This is a genomic window from Vreelandella aquamarina (assembly GCF_020075495.1).
In the GTDB taxonomy this organism is placed as follows: Bacteria; Pseudomonadota; Gammaproteobacteria; order Pseudomonadales; family Halomonadaceae; genus Vreelandella; species Vreelandella aquamarina_A.
In genome coordinates this window covers 208605-232554 of record NZ_JABYQT010000001.1, presented here as the reverse complement: position 1 = coordinate 232554, position 23950 = coordinate 208605, and the positions used below count along the sequence as shown (strand labels likewise).

The window sequence follows — 23950 nt, the reverse complement described above, 5'->3', positions numbered from 1 at the left end:
TTTTTCAGCCTCATCCTGAAAATTTGATTTTTATTAATATTAGTCGTTACCCCGCCAATCTTGTCGATACCTGCAGGAATACTAACGGTTCAAAAGACGCCTATCGGTAGGCATCTTCTGCCTATCACTCTATTTTCAGCACTAAAGCTAAGATTACTTTTCTCAATCACAAGTATTGAGAAAAAAGCAGTGCACATGTTGCGGGCAAGGGCTACTCTTTTACTCATAAAACTATACCAATCCTGTACAGAGAGCACCGTTCCCATGCTAGGCTTTCGTCGAAACTCATCCATGAAGGCTGCCTTGTGGCAGCACACGGCTTATATCACCTTCACCCCGACCGGCCATATCAAAAAGGCAAGCCCGCTTTTTTTGACCACGATGGGGTATACCCTCAAGGAAATAGAGGGCAAGCATCACCGCATGTTCTGTAGTCACACCGAAACCCAGGCCCTTGAGTACCAAGCGTTCTGGAAATCACTTGCCGACGGTGAAAGTCGTCGCGGGACGTTTCGGCGCTTCAATGCCAAGGGTGATGAGGTATGGCTGGAAGCGACCTACCTGCCCACACTTGATCGACGCGGTCGAGTCAAGGAGATCGTCAAGATCGCCAATGACATCACCGAAGCGCATATTGAAGCCGAGCGCAAGAATGCCGTTCTGCAGGCCTTGAATGGCTCCATGGCGGTTATCGAATTTACGCCGGACGGCCACGTGCTAGGCGTCAATGCCAACTTCGAGCGGGCCATGGGGTATACCAGCGATTCGCTGATCGGCTCTCATCACAAGCGCTTCTGCACCCCCGAATTCTATCGAATGCATCCAAATTTCTGGCAGGACCTGGCCCAGGGAGAAGCCAAACAGGGCAAGTTCGAGCGCTTGAATGCCCAAGGCAGAAGTGTCTGGTTGGAGGCCACTTACAATCCTATCTTCGACAGCCACGGCCAGGTGTTCAAGGTCGTCAAGTTTGCGACCGACATTACCTCATCGATAGAAGAGTCAGAGGCAGCTAAGGCCGCTGTCCACTCGGCCCAGAGCACTTCCACCCAGACCGAGCAGATCGCCCGCAGTGGATTGACGCACCTTCAACGGGTGATGGACGACGCCAAACAGGCGGCTCAAACCCTCGCTGAAGCGCAAAAACTGGTGGGGGCATTGACACAGCAGGCACAGAGCATCGACAGCATCACCACGTCCATTGCTCGTATCGCCAATCAGACGAACCTGCTGTCACTCAATGCGGCCGTGGAAGCTGCCCGGGCTGGCGAACAAGGCCGCGGCTTTGCCGTCGTGGCCAACGAGGTACGCCAGCTTGCCAAGGGCTCCAGTGAGGCGGTGGATGAAATCACCAGGGTGTTGAAAGAGAATACGGCGCTGGTCATGCAGACCACCGCAGCCATGCAGCAAGTGGTAGAGCAAGGCAAGTCGAGCCAGGAGAGCGTCAGCGAGATCGAAATGATCGTCAGTGAGATTCTGACGGGGGCGCGCAACGTCTCTACGTCGATCGATCAGCTGGCGCTGGAGTCGCCAGAACTGTAAGTCGGAGTCGGCCATGAAAAAGCCCGAAGAGCGGCGTCTTCGGGCTTTTTTAGCGCTGGTACAGAGTATCTTATTTCAGTGACGTCTTGCGCAGGTAAGGCAGCACTGCCTCGAACTCGCCAAACTTCTGCTTGGCATCTTCATCGGAAACGCTTGGCGGAATGATGACGTCCTGACCCACTGTCCAGTCGGCGGGTGTGGCAATACCATGCTTGGCCGTTGCCTGCAGCGCATCCAGCGCACGCAGGATCTCGGCGAAGTTGCGCCCGACCGTCATCGGATAGGTCATGGAAAGCTTGAGCTTCTTGTCCGGCCCGATAATGAACACCGACCGTACGGTAGCGCTATCGGCAGGCGTGCGGCCATCCGGCAGATAGGCATCTTCCGGCAGCATGTCGAACAGTTTGGAAACGTTCAGGCCTTCATCGGCAATGATGGGAAAGCCGACTTCGCTGCCACTATAGGTTTCGATATCCCCGGCCCAGCGCTTGTGATCCTCGACGCCATCTACCGATACGCCAATGACCTTGGTGCCACGCTTTTTCCACTCCGCGTCGAGCTTGGCCACGGCGCCAAACTCCGTGGTGCACACCGGCGTGAAATCCTTGGGATGGGAGAACAGAATGGCCCAACTGTCGCCAATCCAGTCGTGAAACTGGATCGCGCCCTGGCTGGTCTGGGCTTCGAAATCGGGAACAACGGCATTGATACGCAGTGACATGATGCCTCCTCACGGGTGGTTGTTTTAATACCTTAAACCACCATCAAGTAATTCGCTATAGATCATCCGGTGCTAAGACAACCCACTCCGCTTTAGCGTTCACTACGCAATAAGAGTGGTCATGGCTTCATGCTTGGCCAGGGCGAAAAGCGTCTACTGCTGACAATCGATCCTGCCTGAACGCAAAACGCCTCCCTGAGATGCGTTTCCCAAGGAGGCGTTTTCGCCTGCGCTGACGAATCAGGCGAAGACGTTGGTCCATTCACTGCGCTTGGCGAGCAGGTCGCGGGCAAGCTTCTGGGCACCTTCCAGGCTGTGGCTGGCGGCCCAGCCGCACTGCATTTCGTTGCAGGCGGGTACTTCGGTGGCCTGCAGTACATCGTTGAGCGTCTGCTCGATGATGCTCAGCACATCGTCGTAATCGTCGTGGTTGATCAGTGCGACATAGAAGCCGGTCTGGCAGCCCATCGGGCTGATATCGACCACTTTGTCGGTGTGGTTGCGCGAAAGCTCGGCCATCAGATGCTCGAGGGAGTGCAGCGCAGGCATCTCCATGTGCTCTTTATTCGGCTGACAGATGCGCAAGTCATACTTGTGTATCTTGTCGCCGTTCTGGCCCTGCTTGATATCGGCAAGGCGCACGTAAGGAGCTTTTACCTTGGTATGGTCCAGGTTAAAGCTTTCGACGTTCATCTTTTTTTCAGTCATGTCTGCTCCACGGTGTTCGATTGCATGGGCCCATTCTACACGCTTGGCCTAGACCTTGGGGGCATCGAAGTTCCAGGGTTCATCAGTGTAGACACACACGTTGGCGTCTTCGATATCTCCCTCGGGCGATTCAACGTGCTGGGCGAAGAAGTCCTGAATCTCCTTGCGCTGGCAGTGAGCTTCGAATGCCTTGCGGTTTGCCCAGATCTCGTGAAAGACGATGGGGTAGCTGGTGCCTTGCGCGAAGGGGTTATCGATCTGGCGAGTGACCGTGTAGTGAATGCAGGCATCTTCACGGTGCGTGTTGGGCTCGAGTGACTGAAGCGCCTTGAAGACCGCCTCCTCCTTGCCGGGCTTGGGTTTGAAGCTGGCTACACAGTAAATCTTCTCTGACATGATCGCTCCGATTCATTAAACGTGCGTCATTATGCGGCTTCTGTTACCGGGTGAACACCCTGGCAGATACGACGTAGCGAACCGCCTGAAAAACAGCAACGCCGCTGCATGGCAGCGGCGTCAAGTGACCGTTCAGCCGTTTATCAAACCGTAAACGCTGCCTGCTGCTGGCCGGTCTTGAGATCCCCCGAGCGGGTCAGCTCGTCGGTCACGCGATCGATGGCGCGCTTGGCACGTTTGATCATGTCGTCAACTTCACCGCGGTTGATGGTCAAGGGCGGCGCGAAGCCGAGAATATCGCCCTGGGGCATGGCGCGGGCAATCAGGTTCTCCTCCATCGCCGCGGCGGCAACCCGCGGGCCGACTTTCAAGGCCGGGTCGAAGTGCAGACGCTCGCGGGCGTCCGGCGAGAATTCGAGCGCGGCCATCAGACCGACGCCACGCACATCCCCTAAAAGCGGATGGCCCTCGAAGGTTTTCTTGAGCTGTTGCTGAAAGTAGGCGCCGGTTTCCGCGGCGTTGCCCACCAGGTTCTCGCGCTCGATGATATCCAGGTTGGCGATACCGGCAGCACAGCCCAGCGCATGGCCAGAGTAGGTCCAGCCGTGGCCGATGGGACCGAACTCATGGGTGCCGTCTTCGAGTACCTTCCACACCTTGTCGCCGACGATCACCCCGGAGAGCGGCTGATAGGCGCTGGTCAGTCCCTTGGCGATGGTGACCAGGTCAGGCTTCATGTTGTAGTGATGACTGCCGAAATCGGAGCCGGTACGGCCAAAGCCGCATACCACTTCATCGGCAATCAGCAGCACGTCGTACTTGTCGAGCACCGCCTGAATGGCGTCCCAGTAGCCTTCCGGAGGCGGCACGATGCCGCCGGTACCCAGTACCGGCTCGCCGATGAACGCCGCCACGGTGTCCGGGCCTTCTTCGAGAATCATGGCTTCGAGCTTCTCGGCACAGAAGGAGGAGAACTCGAGCTCGGTCATGCCATGCTGCTCGGCGCTTCGCAGATAGTAGTGCGGCGCCTCGGTATGGCGAATGGTGTCGATGGGCAGATCGAAATGATCGTGGAAGGCTTTCAGGCCGGTCAGCGAGCCTGACGCAATACCCGAGCCGTGGTAGCCGCGCATGCGTGAGATGACCTTTTTCTTCTGCGGGCGGCCCAGGACGTTGTTGTAGTAGCGCACGATCTTGAGCTGGGTTTCGTTGGCGTCGGAGCCCGACATGCCGTAGTAGACCTTGGACATGTTCATGCCGGCGATTTTCAGAACGCGCTCGGAAAGCTCGATCTGCGGCTCGTTGGAGTGGCCTACGTAGGTGTGGTAGTAGGAGAGTTCCAGCGCTTGCTTGTAGATCGCCTCGGCGACTTCGGTGCGCCCGTAGCCGATGTTGACGCAGTAAAGCCCGGCGAAGCCGTCGATGAACTCGCGCCCATCCTTGTCCACGATATGGATGCCCTTGCCGCCGGTAATCACGCGGCCCGGCGCGTCGCCGTGGGCAAAATCACGCAGGTGGGTGGAGGCGTGGAACGTCACCTTGCGGTCGCGTTCGATCAGGTCCTGATGCTGGCTCATGGCGTTCTCTCTGTACGATAAACCTCCCCGATCAGCGGGGCGGCATTTGAAATATTGCGGGCTTCACGGCTAGTCAGGCACACGCGAACACGCTGTAAACCCATCCCTGGGCGCTCGGCTTTTTCATCCCTGAAAAAGACGGTTCGCTTAGTGCCTGACCAGCCTCTACCGTGATTTTATCCGCACTAGCTTCCCGACACCGAACCCAGCGCGCCGAGGCAGTAGTACTTGGTTTCGAGATACTCGTCGATGCCGGTGGCGCCGCCTTCGCGGCCAAGGCCGGACTGCTTCACACCGCCAAAGGGCACCGGCGGGCCGGTCATCTTCACCGAGTTGACGCTGACCATACCGTACTCCAGCGCGCGCATCAGCTTCCAGATACGGCGAATATCGTGGGTACAGAGGTAGGCGGCCAGGCCGTACTCGGTGTCGTTGGCAAGCTCGATCACCTCTTCATCACTTCCGTAGGCGGTGATGCCGGCCACCGGGGCGAAGTTCTCCTCGCGCCAGACCTTCATCTGCGCCGTCACGCCAGTCAACAGTACCGGCATGAAGAAGTTCTCGCCCGGCGCCTGGCGCTGGTCGCCGGCTACCAGCGTCGCGCCGCGGGAAATCGCATCGTCGACGATCGCGGCAGCCTTCTCAACCGCCTGGCGATGAATCAAGGGGCCGAGATCGACGTCGCTCTCGAACCCGTTGCCTACCCTGAGCGTGGCCATGCGTTCGGCAAAGGCGGCGACAAAGGCGTCGTGAATGGATTCATGGACCAGGATACGGTTGGCCGCCAAGCAGTCCTGACCGGCGGTCTGGAACTTGGCATCCACTGCGGCAAAGGCCGCCTCCTTTGGGTCCATGTCTGGTCCGACAATAAACGGCGCGTTGCCCCCAAGCTCCAGGGAAAGGCGCTTTACGGTGCCGGCGCTCTGCTCCATGAGCAGACGCCCCACCCGGGTGGAACCGGTAAACGAGAGCGCCCGAATGCGCGGCTCTGCGCACAGGATCTTCGATACCTCGGCAGGCTCGCCCAGCACCACGTTGAAGATACCCGCCGGAATACGCGCACGCTCGGCAAGCTCCGCCAGCGCCAGCGCCGAAAACGGCGTCTCGTTGGCGGGCTTGACGATCACCGGGCAGCCCGCCGCCAGTGCCGCCGCCGCCTTGCGGGTAATCATCGCCAGCGGGAAGTTCCAGGGGGTGATCATCGCCGCGATCCCCACCGGCTCCTTGAGGGTGCCAAGCGCTGCGTTGGGGATATGGCTCGGAATCGTCTCGCCGTAGGTGCGTTTGCTCTCTTCGGCGAACCAGCGTACAAAGCTCGCCCCGTACTCCACCTCACCGCGGGCATCGGGCAGTGGCTTGCCCTGCTCAAGGGTCATGATAGTGGCGAGGTCTTCACGATTGGCCTGGATCAGGTCATACCAGGCCAGCAGACGCTCGCAGCGCTCGTCGGCACGCAGGGCACGCCACTGGACAAACGCACGGTCAGCCGCATCCACCGCGGCGGTAACCTGACCCGATTCCAGTAGCGGTATATGCCCGATGATCTCACCGGTGGCCGGGTCATGCACGGCTTCTTCCCGGCCACCGTTGGAATGGGTCCATTGGCCGTTCACGTAGGCGTACTGGCGAAACAGGCGCGGGTCTTCCAGGCGTTTGGCAAGCGTCGTCGATAGCGTGGTCATGGGCACCTTCCTCACGATGGGCAAACGGCTAAAGAGCATCCGCTTGCAGTCGATATAGCCTAAAGAAGACACCGCACGAAGTGTTTTTGAAAGTACTCCCTAAAGACGCACTATTTTTGCCGAACCCAGCCTTAACGTGCTCTTTTTTTGGCGAGCCTCTCAAGAGAGGTCGAAGTATTGAGCGGTTATCCAAATGGTCAGGAACTCCTTCCATGCCCATCCGGCGTTGGTGCTAATATGTCCAACCGCGCTGAACCAGATTGATTGGCGCAAGGGTTGTTAGTGCCTTAAATAGTTCTCCCTGCGCAAGCGCGCAGAACAAAACGATCACCCAGTGAGAATGCCGTGTACCGACTCCCCTACTTCAAGCTGCTTGCCCAACCAAGCGGTGGCACTACGGTAAAAAAGCGCTATGACATTGATCGTCACGACCAGCGGCTGCGCTCGCTACGGCTGCTCAGTACCCTGGTGACGGTTCTGTACTTCTGTTACATACCCGTTGATATCTACCTGCTGGCGGACATCGGCCTTCGTTCGGTGCTGCTGCGCGTTCTCGTGGCAGTCCCGCTGGTTGCCTTCATGTTCTACTATCTCAGGCGCCCCGGGCCTATTCGCCACAAGGAGCTTGTCAGCATCATCCTGGTCAGCCTGGCCGCGTTGATATGGTGCTTGAGCATGCTCGGAACCAACGACCCGCGCGTGCTGCACTATTTTTACGCCGGACTCGTTTTCCAGCTGGCCCTGACCATCGTGCTCGCGCACCCGTTCGAGTACAGTGTTTACGCCTCGCTGTTTCTCTGCGCCTGCCTCTACACCACTATCTGGTTCTTGCCCGGAGCGAATACGGAGTACGTGATCAACCACCTCGTGGTGGGGGTGCCCACCGTCGCGCTGACTCTGATGGCGAACTATCGCTTCTCTTACGAATCGCTGCGTCTTTACTTGCAGCATGTGAATAGCGATGAACTGCGCTCCGAACTTGCCGCGCGCAACAAGGCCCTGGAGAAAATCTCGCATATCGACCCGCTCACCGGCATTGCCAACCGCCGAGGGTTGAGCCGTCATGCGGCATCCCTGACGCTGCGCCGACGCTCTGCGGACAAGCACGTAGCGGTCATTTTGATCGATGTGGACCACTTCAAGGCGTTCAACGACGCCTACGGACATGACGCGGGGGACGACTGCCTGAAACAGGTGGCCCAGGCGATCAAGAATGCGTGCGGTCCGCGGGATATGGCTTGCCGTTACGGGGGCGAAGAGTTCCTGGTGCTCCATACCCTGGGCGCAAGCAGCGTTCTTTCGGGTGGAGCGCTTGGCAAGCGCATCAATGCTGCCGTGGAGGCGTTGAGGATTCCCCATCAGGATTCTTCCCACGCGTACGTGACGGTGAGCGTCGGGGTCTGCGTCGGGATATTCGAGCAGGGCAAGGCGCTGAAGCCGTTGATCCAGAGGGCCGACCAGGCGCTCTATGCAGCTAAACATGCCGGGCGCAACTGCGTATACGAAGAACAATATAGCGACGTGGCGAGCGTTCAGCCGTCGCTTTTCAAGGATGCTTGATGTATCTCGCAGGTATCGATACCCATTGCGCTCTGCTTGACCGTCTTGGTCACGATATAGGTGCAGTAGCGCTCGATGCCCACTTCGGACACCAGCCAGCGGTCCATCAGCCGCTGGTAGCTGTCGATCGAGCGGGTTTCGAACTTCACCAGGTAATCCACCCCACCGCCAACGGCGACGCACTCGGTCACTTCCGGGGTATCGAGCACCAGCGCCTCGAAGCGGGCAAAACTTTCGGCATTGTGCGCTTTCAACTCGATCTGGACCCATACCGGGGTGCGCGGCACCAGTACTCTGGCATTGATGCGCGCGGTGTAGCCCTCGATGACTCCGGCTTTTTCCAGACGCTTGACGCGCTCCCAGCAGGGGCTGATCGACAGGTTGATCGCCTCGGCCAGACGGGATTTGGTGATCCGCCCGTCCCGGGAGAGAATGTCGAGGATCTTCAGATCATAGCGGTCAAGTTTCATCATGCCGGGGCTACGCTTTTAGACGTTCGACGACATCGGCAATCACCGCAATGGTGTCGCCCATGTTGACCAGCGCAGGCGCACGACGCGCCATCAGGATCCCGTCGCGCTCGGCGCGGTAGGCCACCGGTTCGCTGCCGGTACGCGTCATGTCATGAACGTAGGCCAGCACCTGCCCCCGGGTCACGGCATCGCCCAGCGCCACGGTCATCTCCAGCACGCCCTGATGCTCGCTCTGCACATAGCAGCTGGCATCCGGCATATCCAGATAGACCTGCCCGCCTTCCGGCATTTCCACCTCGCCTTCCATCAACCCGTAATGGATCAGGAAATTGCGCACGCCGCGTTCGGTAATTGCCATGCTTTGCGGAGTGGAGGTACCGCCGCCGCCGAGCTCCGTGGCCACGAACACCTTGCCCTGGCGCTCGCAGGCGGTATCGAAGAGTCTTTCGGCGTCGAGTTCGAACATCACCATGGCATAGGGAGCGCCAAACGCCTTGGCGCCATCGAGCGCGGCCTGCTGCTGAGCCTTGTCATCGAGCACATGAGAGGCGCCGAAGGGCAGGATATCCAGCGTACGCCCGCCGGAGTGCAGATCCAGCACCACATCGCTCATGGGCACCAGCACGCGGGTGAAATAATCGGCGATCTGCAGCGTCACGCTGCCATCGGGGTCGCCGGGGAAGCTGCGGTTGAGGTTACCTTTATCCATGGGCGAGGTGCGTGCGCCCGCCATCACCGCCGGGGTATTCATGCAGGGCACGATGATCACCCGCCCGCTGACCTCTTGCGCGCTCAGGGCGTTGGCGAGTTTCAAAAGCGAGGTAATACCTTCGTACTCGTCCCCGTGATTGCCACCGGTCAGAAGTGCTGTAGGGCCGTCGCCATTCTTGACCACCGTGATCGGGATCATGACGGCTCCCCAGGCCGAGATGTCCGTCGAGATGGGCAGTTTCAGAAAGCCGTGCTGTACACCATCGGCATCGAAGTCGACGGTCGCTGAAATCGGGCTGGGTCGCAGGGTCATGGCGATTCCTTCAATCAATAGGTTACTTGACGAACAGCTGTCGCGGGAAATTGGCCAACGTCTCGCAGCCCGTCTCGGTGATCAGGATGCTTTCGGTAATCTCGAGGCCCCAGTCATCCACCCAGAGGCCCGGCATGAAGTGAAACGTCATGCCCGGTTGCAGGATGGATTCGTCCGAGGGCCGCAGGCTCATGGTGCGCTCGCCCCAGTCAGGCGGGTAGGAAATCCCGATGGGGTAGCCGCAACGCGCCCCACCCCGGTCGAAGCCGTACTTGTCCATCGCCGCCCCCAGGGCCATGGCGATATCCGCGGTGCGATTGCCGGGCTTGGCCACCGCCAGGCCGTTTTCGATGCCTTCCAGCAGGGCGGATTCGGCGCGGATGAAATCGATCGGCGGGCGCCCCAGAAACACGGTGCGCGACATCGGCGCATGGTAGCGCTTGAACACCCCGGCGATCTCGAAAAATGTTCCCTCCCCTTCGCGAAACGGCGTGTCGTCCCAGGTCAGGTGCGGGGCCGCTGCATCCTTGCCGGTGGGCAGCATGGGCACGATGGCAGGGTAATCGCCACCATGCACCTTGCCGTTCTCGTCCACGAAGCCCTCGATGCCGACGCGGTAGATTTCCGAAACCAGCTTGCTCTTGGGAAGCCCCGGCTCGATCACCTCGAGAATGCGCGAATGCATGCCCGCAACGATCTTGCCGGCCACCCGCATATAGGCAATTTCCTGGGGCGACTTGATCGCCCGGCACCAGTTCACCAGCGCGTTGGCGTCGAGAAAGCGGGCATGGGGCAGCTCGCGCAAAAGGCTCTGGTACGCCTTGGCGGAGAAGTAGTAGTTGTCCATCTCCATGCCCACCACGCCGGTATGCCAGCCCCGGTCCGGCAGAATCGACTGGGCCAGGTAATCCATGGGGTGCATGTCCGGATTCTGGACGTAGTAGTCCGGGTAATAGGTGATGTTGGCCGGATCGATCCAGCAGGTGCGCAGCGCCCCGTTGGCATCCATGCGCCGCCCGAACCAGACAGGCTCGCCTTCAAGGCCCACCAGCACGCACTGGTGAACATAAAACGACCAGCCGTCGTAACCGGTCAGCCACGCCATGTTGGAAGGGTCACTGACGATCAATACATCGATGCCGCGGCTGGCCATTTCGGCACGCACCTTCCACAGGCGGCTTGCATACTCTTCACGCGTAAAGGGCAGGGAAACCTGAGTCATCGGGCAACTCACCATCAAAGATCACTAAGTACCGATGCGCTTGAATGACACCTGGCACCGGGCCACAGGATCGACCTGGTCACTGCCGCTTGAGGGGTGCCAACGTCGTCTTGTCTCGATACTAGCACCCCCCCTTGGTCATGGGTCAAAGCCTTTGTGAACCTCAGCTCGCCTGCTCCTTCAGGCGGCTGCGCAAAAGTTCGAGCACGGCGCGCTCATCCGGGCCGATCAACTGCTCCTTTTCAAGCTCGTGTTCGACCAGCTGGCGAAAATGCTCGAGGGTACGGCCATCCAGGTAGCTCTCGACCACGCGGGGGTCGATATAGCTGGCCTTGGCAATGCTCGGCGTATTGCCCAATGACTTGGCGACCCGCTCGACCGCCTGGCGCACGTTTTTCTGGCTGACTTTTTCATCTTCGCCAACGCCCAGCTCTTCAAGCGCCAGCGCCGCAATGGAGGTTCCCGCCCAGGTACGAAAATCCTTGGCACTGAACTCCTCCCCCATGACCTCGTGGATATACGCATTGAGCTCGGTGCTGTCCACCCGCACCTTGTTACCTTCACCATCGAAGTACTTGAAAATCTCGTAGCCGGGTATGTCATCGAGCTCGGCGACCACCTGGGCAAGCTTGGCATCTTCCACGACTCGGTGCTGATGCTGACCGCTTTTGCCCTGATAGTCGAAAATCAGTTCGTCGCCGTCGATAGTGAGGTGCTTGGAGCGCATGGTGGTCAGCCCATAGGAGTCGTTCTCGCGGCGGTAGCGCTCACTGCCCGGTCGAAAGTAGGCGCTGTCGATCAGCCGTACCATGCAGGCCAGCACTTTTTCCCTCGGCATACCTTCAAGCGCCAGATGCTGCCCGGTGATGCGTCGCATGGTGGTCAGCCGCTGGGCAAAATCCACGATGCGGTCAAACTTCTTCGCTTCGCGCGCTTCACGCCATTCGGGATTGTAGACGTACTGCTTGCGCCCGGCGTCGTCACGCCCCACGGCATAGATATGGTGGCGACGGTCAAGGGTTATCTCGACCTCGCGCCAGGCTGGCGGAATGGCCAGAGAGTCGATCCACTCCCGCCAGCGCACGTCGCGTAGCGTATTGCCGGAAGCAGTTTTATAGGTGAAGCCCTTGCCGCGTCGATGGCGGGTGACCTTGCGCGGTGAAACGGATGGCATGGCAATTTCCCTTTACCTTGATCTTGCCTTATAGCGTAGGCCAGACTTTCGCTTTCTTCGCCGTGGCTGAGCGCCAACGGATGAAATTAGTGGATAGCAAGCAGTACGTTACGACTTGCAGCACATGCCGGGCGCGCCCATGCTAGTGGCTTGATCGCGAAATCAGCCTAGGGAGACGAGATGAAAATTGTGGTGCATATCGACAACGCCCGGCAGTGGCAGGAAGCCCTGAGTCAAGCACTGCCCCAGGCCACGGTGCTGACCAGCGAGGCCCCGGCGGATGAGCGCAGGGGCGCCGATTATCTGGCGGTATGGAAAGCGCCTGCGCATCTTCTACAGGAGCAGACCGCACTCAAGGGCATCATCAACCTGGGCGCCGGGGTGGACTATCTCTTGAGCACGAAGGGATTGCCCGCCAATGTACCCATCGTCAAACTGCGCGATGCCGGCATGGGCGAGCTGATGGCCGACTACGCGCTATACGGGGTACTGCATTTTTACCGCAGCATGGACCGCTACGCCGCACAGCAACCTCACGCTTGCTGGAAACCGCACACAGTGGTCGAAAAAGCCGACTGGCCGGTGGGTGTACTGGGCCTGGGCGCGATTGGCGCTCATGTCGCTACTACCTTGCAGCAGGCGGGGTTTCCGGTGCTGGGCTGGAGCCGTTCACCCAAGGCCATCAAGGGCGTGGAGTGTCTACATGGCGACGCGGGGCTCGACGCGCTGCTGCCTCGCGTGAAAAGCGTGATCACCATCCTGCCCGATACCGCGGCCACCCGCCACCTGCTCGATGCCAGGCGGCTGGCTCAGTTGCCAGAGGGTGCCAGTATCATCAACCCCGGCCGCGGCAGCCTGATCGATGAGCAGGCTCTGCTCGAGGCGCTTGGCAGCGACGATGCCCCCGGGCACGTGCGTGGCGCGCTGCTGGATGTCTTTCACGAAGAGCCACTACCCAAAGAACACCCGCTCTGGCAGCATCCGCGGGTCGTCATCACGCCGCACATGGCCGCCCCGACGCCGCTCGCCGAAGCCATCGATCAGGTGATCTCCTACCTGCACGCCTTCGAAGCGGGCGAAACGCTGCCTACCGTGAGCTCTGGCCAGGGATACTGAGCCGCTCGCCGCTCAGATGAGGAAAAGCTAGAATACCGGCTAGCGTTAGAGAGTTAGAGTTATAGAAAGGACGTTGCGATCACGCGCAGGAACCAACGCCTGCGTTTCGCCCTCTATCGATACACTCGTTTTTTGCCCCTGCCCGGTCTTATTGGGCAATCGCTTGTCAACAAGGAGAGTCACCATGCGACACGCCCATTTAACGCCCCTGCTGGGCGCCACCTGTCTTTCGCTGCTGGCCTTTCAGACCCAGGCCGGTGAAGAAACCCAGCAGGCGCTCACTGACCTGGCCCCGTTTGAGGCGCAGTACCGCCTGGAAACCCGTGGCTGGCCGAGTGCGACCATTACCCATACGCTTTCTCGGGAAGGCTCGCACTGGCTGACCGACATGCGCTTTTCCGTTGCCATCGCGCGGGGTCAGGAGTACAGCCGCTTTTCAGATAGAAACGGCACCATACGTTCCCTGCTTTACAGCAGCAGCTATTCGCTGCTTGGTGTAGGCGACAGCTACCAGCTCAACGAGGCCGACATCCCGAGCATTGACCGTCAAGCCGCGCTGGTCGATCTTTCCCGCCGGGCGGGGCATGAATCATGCACGCAAGCAGCACCTTGTGATCTCGAGTTTGTCGATCACCGCGGGCGCGATGAACACTTTCAGTACTACGCCGTGGAGGAGCTGCAGACGGTGAATGTACCGGCGGGCGAATTCGAGGCCCAGCGGGTCGTGCTCAACGACATCGAAAAGCCCGACCGTTTTCTTGAAATCAACTTCCACCCTGACTGGCCCGGACTGATCGTCTCGGCGGAGTACCTGAAAGAGGGGAAACGCCAGACCCGCATTCGGCTGACCAGCTTTACACCCTAAAGGGGCATCACACCTTCAATGCTGTCTGGATTACTGATCATTCTTCTGCCCCTGATAGGGGGCTACCTGGTACCCATTCGCTCCCCTTATCTGCAATCGTTGATCAACCGGGCCGTCAGCGGCTCGGTATATCTCATTTTGCTTCTGATGGGTATAAGCCTTGCCGGGCTTGAAAACCTGGCAAGCCAGCTCTCGCGGCTGGGCGGCAATGCGTTCGTGCTATTTGGCATCACCGCCGCGTTCAACCTGGGCGCCCTTTGGTGGCTATCCAGACGCCTAGCGCTGACAGCAGGCACGTCACCGGTCGTCAAAAACGCCCCGACCAGCAAGCTTGCCGCCATGCAGGGCTCGCTGATGTTGCTGGTCGCGGTGGTGGTGGGCGTGGTGGTCGGTTTGGGGCTGGGGCCCCGATTGGGCGAGCCGCTTTTTAAAACGGCGGACCAATTGGCCGAGTGGGTGCTTTATGCGCTGCTCGCCCTGATCGGCTGCCAGCTGCGCAACTCCGGCATGCCGCTTCGGCAGATCCTGCTCAACCGGCTGGGGCTTGCCATCGCGCTTACCCTGGCCGCAAGCTCCCTGCTTGCCGGGCTGCTGGCAGCGCCTCTGCTCTCGCTTACCTGGAACGAGGGCCTGGCCATGGCAGCCGGTTTTGGCTGGTACTCGCTTTCCGCGATTCTGATCGGCGATCAGCTGGGGCCGCTTTTGGGTGGCGTTGCGTTTTTCAACGATCTGGCCCGCGAGCTTTTGGCCTTCGTTCTGATTCCACTGGTCATTCACCGCCATACAGCGCTTGCCATCGGCTACGGTGGCGCCACCTCCATGGATTTCACCCTGCCGGTCATCCAGCAACACGGTGGCGTGGTCTGCGTGCCCATCGCCGTTGTCAGCGGCTTTATCCTCTCGCTGTTGTCCCCCCCCTTGATTCTTTTTTTCCTTTCCCTGTCGGCCTAGGCCGGCAGCCATCGTGTGCGCTGCGCCTGGCTGGCTTGGCCCCTCCGCGGCGCCACGCCACTTCTCGATCGCCATGTCTGGGTAACTTGAACGCTATGTCTCTGGAACCGACGAAGCCCTAAAAACAGATAAAACCCTACTAAACAATTAATAAATATAAAGAATAAAACAAGCATTCTTGTTTATCTTATAACGTCTGTTTTTTTGACTCTCATCAAACTATTCAGCAAAAACCATATTTTTTAGATACTTAAAAAATATATTAAACACTCGTTCCAAAAGCGACAATTAATCTACTATTTCATAAAAAGGATAATCTATATTATGGTTATCCCGCGTATCGCCAGCGTATGCTTTTTAAACACTTTATCGAGTGGTAACGATAGCGTCTCTCCTGATGGCAAGGCAGCCAGCAGGAAACGTAAGTAAATCGTTAAAAAGATGAGTTATCTAGACACGATAACTGACCATGGTAATCCAAGGAGGTTGAACATGGGTAGTGTGGCTTTTGGCGAGGCAAGAAACGAGGATAGTGGCTCCGAGAAGAGTTTAAAAGAAGTCAGCGATGAAGACCCAGGTATAGGGGCTACCTCTTTTACTACTTCCCCTGTAAAAAAACCCTACTCTTCGGCTCAAGGCTTCACTGGTAGTCCTGATAGTACAGGGATCAGTCAATCGCATGACGACCATCCCGATGCATCACAACGCATTCTCTTCGTTACCACCGAAATTACCGATTTTGTGAAAGTCGGCGGTCTGGGCGATGTCTCCTCTGCGCTACCCCGTGCACTTGCCGCCCATCACGATGTGCGCGTATTGATACCTGCCTATCGTGAAATGATCCACTCCGAGCATGACATCGTGCCAGCCGGGCACGTACCGGCCTTTGCCGGATTGCCAGCCTGCGATATTGGACGTATCACCTGCAGTGACGGGTTGATCCTCTACGTGCTGCTGTGCCCTGAGCTCTACGAGCGCGAGGGCACACCCTATGGGAGCGGCGCAAGTGGCTATGGCGATGGCCAGGGCGAAGGCTGGGCGGATAACGACATCCGCTTTGCCCGACTGTCGCGTGCAGCGGCAGACATCGCCCTGGGCCAGGCCGACCTCGACTGGCAGCCTCAACTGCTTCATCTCAACGATTGGGCCTGCGGGCTCGCGCCGGCCTATCTCCACTGGCAAGGCCGCCCGGTACCCTCGGTATTCACCATTCATAACCTGGCGTACCAGGGCCTTTTCAGTGCTTCACGCATGGCACTGCTCGGGGTTCCTGAAGAGGCCTTTCACATCGAGGGCGTCGAGTATTACGGCGAGTTCTCGTTCATGAAGGCAGGCATCAACTACGCCTCGCAAGTCACCACGGTCAGCGCCACCTATGCCCAGGAAATCACCACGCCCAAGTTCGGCTGCGGGCTGGACGGCCTGTTGCGCTGCAAGTCCGAACAGGGCCGCCTGAGCGGCATTCCCAACGGTATCGATGACTCCTGGGACCCGCGTACCGATAGCCATTTGGTGCAGGCTTTCTCCTGCAACGACTGGCGGGGCAAACGCGCCAATGCCGATTACGCGCGGCGCTTTTTCGGCTTGGCTCCGAGTCAGGGACCACTGTTTGCCGTGATTTCCCGTCTGGTACATCAAAAAGGCCTCGACCTTACCATCGAAGCTGCCAAGGCCATCGTCCATGCCGGCGGCCAGATCGTCTTCATGGGCTGCGGCGAGCGCCACGTGGAAGACGCTCTGCGCCAACTGTCGCAGCGCTTTCCAGGGGCGATCTCCGCCTATATCGGCTTCGACGAGTATCAGGCCCGCAGCCTTTTTGCCGGCAGCGATTTTCTGCTCATGCCCTCACGGTTCGAACCGTGCGGATTGAGCCAGATGTACGCCCAGCGGTTTGGCTCGCTGCCGATTGCGCACCGCACCGGCGGCCTGGCCGATACCATCGAAGATGGGGTCACCGGATTTCTGTTCGATGACATGCAGTTTGAAAGCTACATGCGTGCCATCCAGCGGGCGTTTGCGGTGTACAGATCGACCGACCTGTTCAATGCCATGCGAGGCGCGGCGATGGTGGGACGCTATCACTGGAAGCAGTCGATCGTGCCTTACAGCAAGCTGTACCGGTCGACCATCGAACAGATGGGCAATGCGACAACACTGGCCTGCCAGTAGAGGTGACAAACGCGATGTTGGAAACGCTACCATTCCACGAAGACGCCTTTCAACCGCTGCTGGGTGCTCAGGTCGTTGAAGCAGGACGCACGCGGTTCACCCTTTGGGCGCCAACGGCGACGCGAGTAGACGTCGAAGTCGAGGGGCTGCCCAGCACCACGATGACGCCCACTCACGATGGTTACGTCACCGCGGAGCTGGCCTGCGGCCATGGCGCGGGCTATCGCTACCGCATATTCACCGAAGACGACGAGCAGGGCACCCTGATACCCGACCCGGCGGCCCGCGCTCAGCAAGCGGATATCGATGGCCCAAGCCTGGTGATCGACCCGCGCCACTACGCCTGGAAAGCCACTGACTGGCGCGGGCGCCCCTGGCACGAAACGGTGCTTTACGAGCTGCACGTGGGGGCACTGGGAGGCTTTGAAGGGGTGCGCCAGCATCTGGCCTATCTGGCTGAACTGGGAGTAACCGCCATCGAGCTGATGCCGGTGGCGGAGTTTCCCGGCGCACGCAATTGGGGGTACGACGGGGTACTGCCCTACGCCGTGGAAGCCTCCTACGGCAGTCCGGATGACATGAAAGCCCTGATCGACGAGGCCCACCGCCTGGACATCATGGTATTTCTCGATGTGGTCTACAACCACTTCGGCCCGGACGGCAACTACCTGGCAAGCTACGCCACCCCCTTCTTTCGTGAGGACCTGACCACCCCCTGGGGACCTTCCATCGATTTCAGGGCCCCTCAGGTGCGCCGCTATTTCATCGATAACGCCTTGATGTGGCTAGAGGAGTATCGCCTGGACGGCCTGCGCTTCGACGCCGTTCACGCGATCAGCGAGCAGGATTTTCTGACCGAGCTGGCCGAGACGATCCGCAGTCGAATGGATTCCGAGCGGCACGTTCATCTGGTGCTGGAAAACGAAGGCAATACCGCAAGCCTGCTCGCCCCCCGGCAGTTTACCGCCCAGTGGAATGACGACTGGCACAATGTGATGCACGTCCTGCTGACCGATGAGCAGGAAGGCTACTACAGCGACTTCGTGGAGGGCGCCACCCAGCGCCTGGCACGCTGCCTTGGCGAAGGCTTCATCTTTCAAGGGCAGACGTCGCGCCATGGCCACATCCGTGGCGAGCCCAGCGCACACCTTCCCCCCACCGCTTTCGTCGCTTTTCTGCAGAATCATGACCAGACCGGCAATCGTGCCCTTGGCGAGCGCTTGAGCGTTCTGGCCGACGCCGAGAAACTGGCGGCCGCTGCCACGTTGTTGTTGCTGTCGCCGATGATTCCCTTGCTGTTCATGGGCGAAGAGTGGGGCTCCACGCAGCCATTTCTGTTTTTCACCGAACACAACGAAGACCTCGCCGAAGCCGTTCGCGAAGGGCGCCGGGCAGAGTTTGCCGACTTCAGCGCCTTTCGTGACGAAAAGGCCCGCGCACGGATTCCCGACCCCAACGCCCTGACCACCTTTGAAGCGTCGGTGCCGGATTTTGCCGCACGAGAACGTCCACCCCACGCTGACAGCCTGGCGCGTTATCGCCAGTTGCTCGCTCTGCGCCACCAGCACATCGTGCCCCGCCTGGAAGGGGCTGCTTCCCAGGGGGCCGAAGCACTTGGCGACAAGGCCGTACTGGCCCGCTGGCGGATGGGCGACGCGACTCAGCTTGTGATCGCGCTCAACATGAGCGAACAGCCCGTGACGATGCCCCAGCAACGAGGCGAACACTTGCATGAAACACGCAGTGGGGCCGCGGGCGCGGCTGCAAACGGCCAACTCTTGCCCCGCGCGGCCATCGCCTGGCTGAACCGCGAATCGTCTGCTGATGAGGTGGCTTCATGAAAACAGACCTGCGACAACTTGCCGAAGCGGCCGGGCTACTGCTCGAATGGGAGAACAGCGACGGGGAGCCCTGCCAGTTGCCCGAAGAGACGCAGCGCCACCTGCTGGACATTCTCGGCTTCAAGACAGCCAGCGAGGCGGACATCAAGGAGAGCCTCGAGCGCCTGCATGAACCACAAGACCCGGCCAAGTGGCCGCCCCTGCTGACGTGTGATGCCGACACGCCGATTGCCCTTCCCTCACCGCTCCCGCCTGGTCAGGCATTTACCCTCACCCTGGAACAGGGTGGTCAGGTCAATGGCCATCTGGAGAGTGATGGCCGTCTGCCCGGCATAGCGGACATCGGCTATCACCAGCTCGAGATTGCCGGTGTTCGGTTGACCCTCGCTGTCGCCCCTCGACAGTGCTATTCACCCGGCGATGCCAGCGGCGAAACCACGCCGCGGCTGTGGGGCCTGGCCGCTCAGCTTTACGCGCTGCGCCGCCCGGGTGACGGCGGCATCGGTGATGTCATGGCCCTTGAGCAGTGCACACTTCAGGCCGCCGAGCAAGGCGCGGATGCCGTGGCCATCAGCCCGACACATGCCATGTTCAGCGCCAATCCGGAGACCTATAGTCCATACTCGCCCTCTACCCGGCTGCTTCATAACGTGCTGTATAGCGCCGCCGAGCCTCTGCTGGGTGAATCCTGGGTTCACAAGGCACAGGCACGTAGCGGATGGCAGGCAACGCTGCGCCAGCTCGAAGCGTGCGAGCTGCTCGACTGGCCCGAGGCAGCGCGCGCCAAGCTCGCCTGGCTGCGCTGCCTCTATGAGGATTTCACCAACCGCGAGGACGACGCGGCCAACACGCTGCGACAGGCGTTTGAGACCTTTCGGCACCAGGGCGGCACCATGCTCGAAGACCACTGCCGCTTTGAAGCCCTGCAGGAAAAGCTCGGACCGAGTGACTGGCGCACCTGGCCTGCAGAGCTGCGCGACCCGGCCAGCCCGGCGCTTGCCCGGTTCGCCGAGACCCAGGCGTTTGACGTCGGCTTTCACGCCTTTCTGCAATGGCTCACCGCCGAAGGCCTCTCTCGTGCCCAGCAAACGGCACGCGAGAGCGGCATGGCCATTGGCCTGATTGCCGACCTGGCAGTAGGTGCCGATGCCAGCGGCAGCCAGACCTGGAGCCGCCAGGCAGACATGCTGGAAGGCGTCTCCATCGGCGCCCCCCCGGACCTGTTCAACGCTCATGGCCAGGACTGGGGCCTGGCCGCCTTCTCCCCTTACGGCCTGAAGCGTTCAGGGTTTCGCAGTTTCATCGACATGCTGCGCAGCGCCTTCGCTCACGCGGGCGGGGTACGTATCGACCATATTCTGGGCTTGATGCGCCTGTGGCTGGTTCCTCATGGGTCCTCGCCCACGCAAGGCGGTTACCTGTGCTATCCACTGGATGATCTGCTGCGCCTGATCGCCCTCGAATCCTGGCGGCATCGCGGCATCGTGATCGGTGAAGACCTGGGCACCGTGGCCCCGGGCTTTCGTGAGCGCCTGAGCGAGCGTGGCATCCTGGGCATGCAGGTGCTGTGGTTCGAACAGGATGAAAAGAACGACTTTCTTCCCGCCCGTCAGTGGTCGCATGAGGCCATGGCCACTACCTCGACCCATGACCTGCCCACCGTGGCCGGCTGGTGGGCAGGGCGTGATATCGAATGGCGCAGCCGCCTTGGACTATTGAAGGAGACGCAAACCGCTGCCAGTGAGCAGCAGACTAGATGCCAGGAGCGCGCCAAGCTGGCCGCCACGCTTGGCCTTTTGGGCACCACACCTGCCACCCAGACCCTGGAAGCCGCCGATATCCCGGTTTCCAAGGTGCTCGATGCCTGCGTGCGCCACCTGGGCGGCACCGCTGCCCCCTTGCTGCTGCTCCCCGTGGAGGATGCCCTAGGGCTCGAGGAGCAGGCCAATCTGCCGAACAGCGTGGATGAACATCCCAACTGGCGCCGCCGCTTTACCGCCGAGGCCGACCAGCTGTTGGCTTCCGATGAAACACGCACACGGCTAGCCACGCTGGACCAGGCGCGCAAGGCCGCGGCCCACTCTCCTTCCCACTCCGCGCTTTCCGGGAGGCCTGCTCATGAATGACATACGCGCCACGCTGCGGCTGCAGTTTCATCGCGACTTTACGCTAGCCGATGCCGAGCGCTGGGTGGACTACTACAAGGCCCTTGGCATCAGCCACCTTTATGCCTCTCCGCTGCAGGCATCACGGACGGGGTCTGCGCATGGCTACGACGGTATCGACCCTACCCGCATCGACCCGGAGCTCGGCGGCGAAGCCGCATTGAAAAGCCTGGTGGCCCGGCTGCGTGAACGCGGTATGGGGCTGGTTCTGGATATCGTGCCCAACCACCTGGCGGTAGGCGGCTCGCAAAACCCGTGGTGGCTGGATGTACTGGCCTGGGGTGAGCAGAGCCCCTATGCCGGGTTCTTTGATATCGACTGGCACTCCCCGGATCCAACGCTTGCCGGCAAACTGCTCGTACCGTTTCTAGGCGCCCCTTACGCCGAAGCGCTGCGCGCAGGCGACCTCGTGCTTGGCCATGACGCTGACAGCGGCGGATTTCACGTCGATTATCACGAACATCGTTTTCCCATCGACCCACGCCACTATGGCGATATCCTGCGCTTTGCCGAGCACAACGCGCTTTACGAGCAGGCTGCGTTTTTCGAATCCCTGCAGCACGACGAAGACGCCTATGGGGCGGCGCAAGACATGCGCGCCCAGTTGACCAAGGTCATGGAGTCCGCCGCGGCGCAAAAGGCGACCAGGGCGGCGACCGCGCTGTTCGATGGCACCACTCCCCACGGTGCCACGCGACTTCACGCCCTGCTAGAGCGTCAGCACTACCGCCTGGCGTGGTGGCGCACCGCCTCGGATGAGATCAACTGGCGGCGCTTTTTCGACGTCACCGAACTCGGCGGTGTACGGGTCGAGATCCCCGACGTGTTCGACGCCGTGCATGCCCTGCCACTACGCCTGGTCGAGCAAGGCTGGGTCGATGGGCTGCGCGTTGACCACGTGGACGGGCTGGCCGACCCTCGCGGCTACTGCCAGCACCTGCGCCAGCGCCTGGATGCCCTGGCAAAAAAGCGTCACGCCGAGGCGCCGCGCCATGTGCCTCTCTATGTGGAAAAGATTCTGGGCGATGGCGAAACGCTGCACACTGACTGGGGCGTGGAAGGCACCAGCGGCTACGAGTTCATGAACGAGGTTTCGGGGATACAGCACGACCCGGCCGCCAGCGCGCCACTTGGCCAGCTTTGGCAGCAGATGAGCGGACGCGAGGCCGATTTTACCGCCGAGGTACGCCTTGCCAGACGCGAGATACTCGAGTCTCTGCTGGCCAGCGAGTTTTCGGCCTGCGCGCGCGCCCTGCACCGTGTCGCTCGCGCTAGCCTCGAGAGCCGGGACATTACCCTGGCCGCCATCCGCCGGGCACTTGAGGCGCTGATTGTCCACTTTCCTATCTATAGAAGCTATGCCGACGATAAGGGCCGCCCGGCGGCCGATGCCCCCTTCTTCAACGCGGCGGTTCGGGGCGCACGGCAGGTACTGAGCCCGCCGGATACAGCGGTACTCGAGACACTGGAGCGCTGGCTGGGGGGAGAGGCGCCCAGTGAGTGCGCCACGCAGGAAGAGCGCCAGTTGCGCCAGCGCGCCATTACCCGTTTTCAACAGCTCACCTCGCCGGTGGCCGCCAAGGCGGTCGAGGATACCGCCGGCTACCGCAGCGCCGTGCTGATTTCGCGAAACGACGTGGGCTTCGATGGCGAGCATTTCAGCCATACGCTCGAGCACTTTCACAAGGCCAACGCCCGGCGCGCCCAGGATTTTCCGCAGAGCATGGTGACCACCGCCACTCACGACCACAAGCGTGGCGAGGATGTGCGCGCCCGGCTGGCTGCCCTGAGTGAAGTACCAGCGTACTTTACCGCCCAGGTCGAGCGCTGGCGGCGGATGGCGGCACCGCTGCGCCAGACCCTGCCCGAAGGGCCGGCCCCCTCCCCGGGCGATGAGCTGATTGCCTATCAGATACTGCTCGGGGCCTGGCCGCCTACGCTCGACCCGCAGGATGACGATGCCATGCAGCGGTTCATCGAGCGGCTGACCGAGTGGCAGCAGAAAGCCCTGCGCGAAGCCAAGCTAAGAAGCCACTGGCTGTGGCCCGACGAGGCCTACGAGACCGCCTGCCGCGACTTTCTGGAAGGCGTGTTGACGACGCCGGCCCTGCGCGACTCGCTGGCCGCCGCCGCACGCGAGCTTGACCTGCCGGGGGCGGTCAACGGACTGGTGCAAACGACACTGCGTCTGACCGTTCCCGGCGTGCCCGACCTCTACCAGGGCAACGACTTCTGGGACTACAGCCTGGTCGACCCGGACAACCGCCGCCCCGTCGACTACGCCTTGCGCCAGGCAGCGCTTGCTGAAGCGCTCCCCCCTGCCAAGGCGCTGCCTGCCTGGCGTGACGGACGAATCAAGCAGGCCATCACGGCCCGCCTGCTGGCCTTGCGAAGCCGCCGCCCGGCGCTGTTTGCTCAAGGCGATTACCAGCCACTTACGGGCACCGGCGAGCAGGCCCATCGCATGGTGGCCTTCACTCGTCGGCACAACGGCCAGGAACTGCTGGTCGTGGCTGCGCGTCTTGCCACACCGCTTTTAAAAGCCGCCGACCGACCGCTGATCACGCAACCCGCGTGGGGTGACACGTCCCTGCCCTTGAGTCCTGGCGACTGGCAAAACGTCTTGACTGACACACACCTGGACGCAGGCAGCGGCGGCGTTTACCTGGCCACCCTGCTTCGTGATCTGCCCGTGGGCGTCTATCTACGTGAAGAATCTACGTGAAGGCCTCGCGTCGCCGTACCTACACTGCCACGACCTCAACAC

At 60.6% G+C, this 23950-nt stretch carries 18 protein-coding genes; 9 read left to right on the top strand and 9 right to left on the bottom strand.

Annotated features, from left to right (window positions below; all coding sequences use genetic code 11):
* Positions 1 to 291: 291 nt before the first annotated feature.
* Positions 292 to 1539, top strand: coding sequence for a methyl-accepting chemotaxis protein (locus HW452_RS01050; RefSeq protein WP_425348076.1), 1248 nt, complete (start codon positions 292 to 294; stop codon positions 1537 to 1539).
* A 70-nt stretch (positions 1540 to 1609) separates the two neighbouring features.
* On the opposite strand, the gene HW452_RS01045 is transcribed toward HW452_RS01050, so the two are convergent.
* The 5 genes from HW452_RS01045 to HW452_RS01025 all read right to left on the bottom strand — a co-directional run bounded on the left by HW452_RS01045 (position 1610) and on the right by HW452_RS01025 (position 6623).
* The gene (locus tag HW452_RS01045) at positions 1610 to 2260 is read right to left on the bottom strand and encodes a peroxiredoxin (protein ID WP_224104247.1); all 651 of its coding nucleotides are present in this window, start codon (positions 2258 to 2260) and stop codon (positions 1610 to 1612) included.
* Positions 2261 to 2500: 240 nt separating this feature from the next.
* Positions 2501 to 2968 carry an S-ribosylhomocysteine lyase gene (locus tag HW452_RS01040; RefSeq protein WP_224104246.1) on the bottom strand — a complete coding sequence of 156 codons (468 nt, stop codon included), beginning with the start codon at positions 2966 to 2968 and terminating at the stop codon, positions 2501 to 2503.
* Between the two features lie 48 nt (positions 2969 to 3016).
* Positions 3017 to 3364 (bottom strand): putative quinol monooxygenase, encoded by a 348-nt coding sequence (locus tag HW452_RS01035; RefSeq protein WP_224104245.1) that lies wholly within the window; start codon positions 3362 to 3364, stop codon positions 3017 to 3019.
* 143 nt (positions 3365 to 3507) lie between these two features.
* Positions 3508 to 4941 (bottom strand): aspartate aminotransferase family protein, encoded by a 1434-nt coding sequence (locus HW452_RS01030; RefSeq protein ID WP_224104244.1) that lies wholly within the window; start codon positions 4939 to 4941, stop codon positions 3508 to 3510.
* Positions 4942 to 5126: 185 nt separating this feature from the next.
* Positions 5127 to 6623 carry an NAD-dependent succinate-semialdehyde dehydrogenase gene (locus tag HW452_RS01025; protein ID WP_224104243.1) on the bottom strand — a complete coding sequence of 499 codons (1497 nt, stop codon included), beginning with the start codon at positions 6621 to 6623 and terminating at the stop codon, positions 5127 to 5129.
* A gap of 345 nt (positions 6624 to 6968) precedes the next feature.
* Here HW452_RS01025 and HW452_RS17625 point away from each other — a divergent pair, with 345 nt between their 5' ends.
* Positions 6969 to 8183 carry a GGDEF domain-containing protein gene (locus tag HW452_RS17625; protein WP_224104242.1) on the top strand — a complete coding sequence of 405 codons (1215 nt, stop codon included), beginning with the start codon at positions 6969 to 6971 and terminating at the stop codon, positions 8181 to 8183.
* Here HW452_RS17625 and HW452_RS01015 read toward each other — a convergent pair.
* The 4 genes from HW452_RS01015 to HW452_RS01000 form a co-directional block, all read right to left on the bottom strand.
* Complete coding sequence (locus tag HW452_RS01015; RefSeq protein ID WP_224104241.1) at positions 8156 to 8656, bottom strand: Lrp/AsnC family transcriptional regulator; 501 nt, start codon at positions 8654 to 8656, stop codon at positions 8156 to 8158. The two genes, HW452_RS17625 and HW452_RS01015, sit on opposite strands and share 28 nt — an antisense overlap.
* 7 nt (positions 8657 to 8663) lie before the next feature.
* Positions 8664 to 9680 (bottom strand): N(2)-acetyl-L-2,4-diaminobutanoate deacetylase DoeB, encoded by a 1017-nt coding sequence (doeB, locus tag HW452_RS01010; protein WP_224104240.1) that lies wholly within the window; start codon positions 9678 to 9680, stop codon positions 8664 to 8666.
* Positions 9681 to 9702: 22 nt separating this feature from the next.
* Positions 9703 to 10902, bottom strand: coding sequence for an ectoine hydrolase DoeA (gene doeA, locus HW452_RS01005; RefSeq protein ID WP_224104239.1), 1200 nt, complete (start codon positions 10900 to 10902; stop codon positions 9703 to 9705).
* Positions 10903 to 11065: 163 nt separating this feature from the next.
* Complete coding sequence (locus HW452_RS01000) at positions 11066 to 12076, bottom strand: DNA topoisomerase IB (protein WP_224104238.1); 1011 nt, start codon at positions 12074 to 12076, stop codon at positions 11066 to 11068.
* A 180-nt stretch (positions 12077 to 12256) separates the two neighbouring features.
* Here HW452_RS01000 and HW452_RS00995 point away from each other — a divergent pair, with 180 nt between their 5' ends.
* The 7 genes from HW452_RS00995 to treY all read left to right on the top strand — a co-directional run bounded on the left by HW452_RS00995 (position 12257) and on the right by treY (position 23908).
* Positions 12257 to 13192, top strand: coding sequence for a 2-hydroxyacid dehydrogenase (locus HW452_RS00995; RefSeq protein ID WP_224104237.1), 936 nt, complete (start codon positions 12257 to 12259; stop codon positions 13190 to 13192).
* Positions 13193 to 13376: 184 nt separating this feature from the next.
* Positions 13377 to 14057: a hypothetical protein gene (locus HW452_RS00990; RefSeq protein WP_224104236.1), complete on the top strand. Its 681-nt coding sequence runs from the start codon at positions 13377 to 13379 to the stop codon at positions 14055 to 14057.
* An 18-nt stretch (positions 14058 to 14075) separates the two neighbouring features.
* The gene (locus tag HW452_RS00985) at positions 14076 to 15008 is read left to right on the top strand and encodes a lysine exporter LysO family protein (RefSeq protein ID WP_224104235.1); all 933 of its coding nucleotides are present in this window, start codon (positions 14076 to 14078) and stop codon (positions 15006 to 15008) included.
* A 492-nt stretch (positions 15009 to 15500) separates the two neighbouring features.
* On the top strand, positions 15501 to 17177 hold the full coding sequence (glgA, locus tag HW452_RS00980; RefSeq protein WP_224104234.1) for a glycogen synthase GlgA: 1677 nt from the start codon (positions 15501 to 15503) through the stop codon (positions 17175 to 17177).
* Positions 17178 to 17191: 14 nt separating this feature from the next.
* On the top strand, positions 17192 to 19018 hold the full coding sequence (treZ, locus tag HW452_RS00975) for a malto-oligosyltrehalose trehalohydrolase (protein ID WP_224104233.1): 1827 nt from the start codon (positions 17192 to 17194) through the stop codon (positions 19016 to 19018).
* On the top strand, positions 19015 to 21144 hold the full coding sequence (malQ, locus tag HW452_RS00970; protein ID WP_224104232.1) for a 4-alpha-glucanotransferase: 2130 nt from the start codon (positions 19015 to 19017) through the stop codon (positions 21142 to 21144). The genes treZ and malQ overlap by 4 nt, the downstream gene beginning before the upstream one ends.
* Positions 21137 to 23908: a malto-oligosyltrehalose synthase gene (treY, locus tag HW452_RS00965; protein ID WP_224104231.1), complete on the top strand. Its 2772-nt coding sequence runs from the start codon at positions 21137 to 21139 to the stop codon at positions 23906 to 23908. Before malQ ends, treY begins: the two co-directional genes overlap by 8 nt.
* Positions 23909 to 23950 lie beyond the last annotated feature (42 nt).

Coding starts and splice junctions, on each gene's coding strand:
- HW452_RS01050 (WP_425348076.1), top strand. CDS start 292: ATGAAGGCTGCCTTGTGGCAGCACACGGCTTATATCACCTTCACCCCG.
- HW452_RS01045 (WP_224104247.1), bottom strand. CDS start 2,260: ATGTCACTGCGTATCAATGCCGTTGTTCCCGATTTCGAAGCCCAGACC.
- HW452_RS01040 (WP_224104246.1), bottom strand. CDS start 2,968: ATGACTGAAAAAAAGATGAACGTCGAAAGCTTTAACCTGGACCATACC.
- HW452_RS01035 (WP_224104245.1), bottom strand. CDS start 3,364: ATGTCAGAGAAGATTTACTGTGTAGCCAGCTTCAAACCCAAGCCCGGC.
- HW452_RS01030 (WP_224104244.1), bottom strand. CDS start 4,941: ATGAGCCAGCATCAGGACCTGATCGAACGCGACCGCAAGGTGACGTTC.
- HW452_RS01025 (WP_224104243.1), bottom strand. CDS start 6,623: ATGACCACGCTATCGACGACGCTTGCCAAACGCCTGGAAGACCCGCGC.
- HW452_RS01015 (WP_224104241.1), bottom strand. CDS start 8,656: ATGATGAAACTTGACCGCTATGATCTGAAGATCCTCGACATTCTCTCC.
- doeB (WP_224104240.1), bottom strand. CDS start 9,680: ATGACCCTGCGACCCAGCCCGATTTCAGCGACCGTCGACTTCGATGCC.
- doeA (WP_224104239.1), bottom strand. CDS start 10,902: ATGACTCAGGTTTCCCTGCCCTTTACGCGTGAAGAGTATGCAAGCCGC.
- HW452_RS01000 (WP_224104238.1), bottom strand. CDS start 12,076: ATGCCATCCGTTTCACCGCGCAAGGTCACCCGCCATCGACGCGGCAAG.
- HW452_RS00995 (WP_224104237.1), top strand. CDS start 12,257: ATGAAAATTGTGGTGCATATCGACAACGCCCGGCAGTGGCAGGAAGCC.
- HW452_RS00990 (WP_224104236.1), top strand. CDS start 13,377: ATGCGACACGCCCATTTAACGCCCCTGCTGGGCGCCACCTGTCTTTCG.
- HW452_RS00985 (WP_224104235.1), top strand. CDS start 14,076: ATGCTGTCTGGATTACTGATCATTCTTCTGCCCCTGATAGGGGGCTAC.
- glgA (WP_224104234.1), top strand. CDS start 15,501: ATGGGTAGTGTGGCTTTTGGCGAGGCAAGAAACGAGGATAGTGGCTCC.
- treZ (WP_224104233.1), top strand. CDS start 17,192: ATGTTGGAAACGCTACCATTCCACGAAGACGCCTTTCAACCGCTGCTG.
- malQ (WP_224104232.1), top strand. CDS start 19,015: ATGAAAACAGACCTGCGACAACTTGCCGAAGCGGCCGGGCTACTGCTC.
- treY (WP_224104231.1), top strand. CDS start 21,137: ATGAATGACATACGCGCCACGCTGCGGCTGCAGTTTCATCGCGACTTT.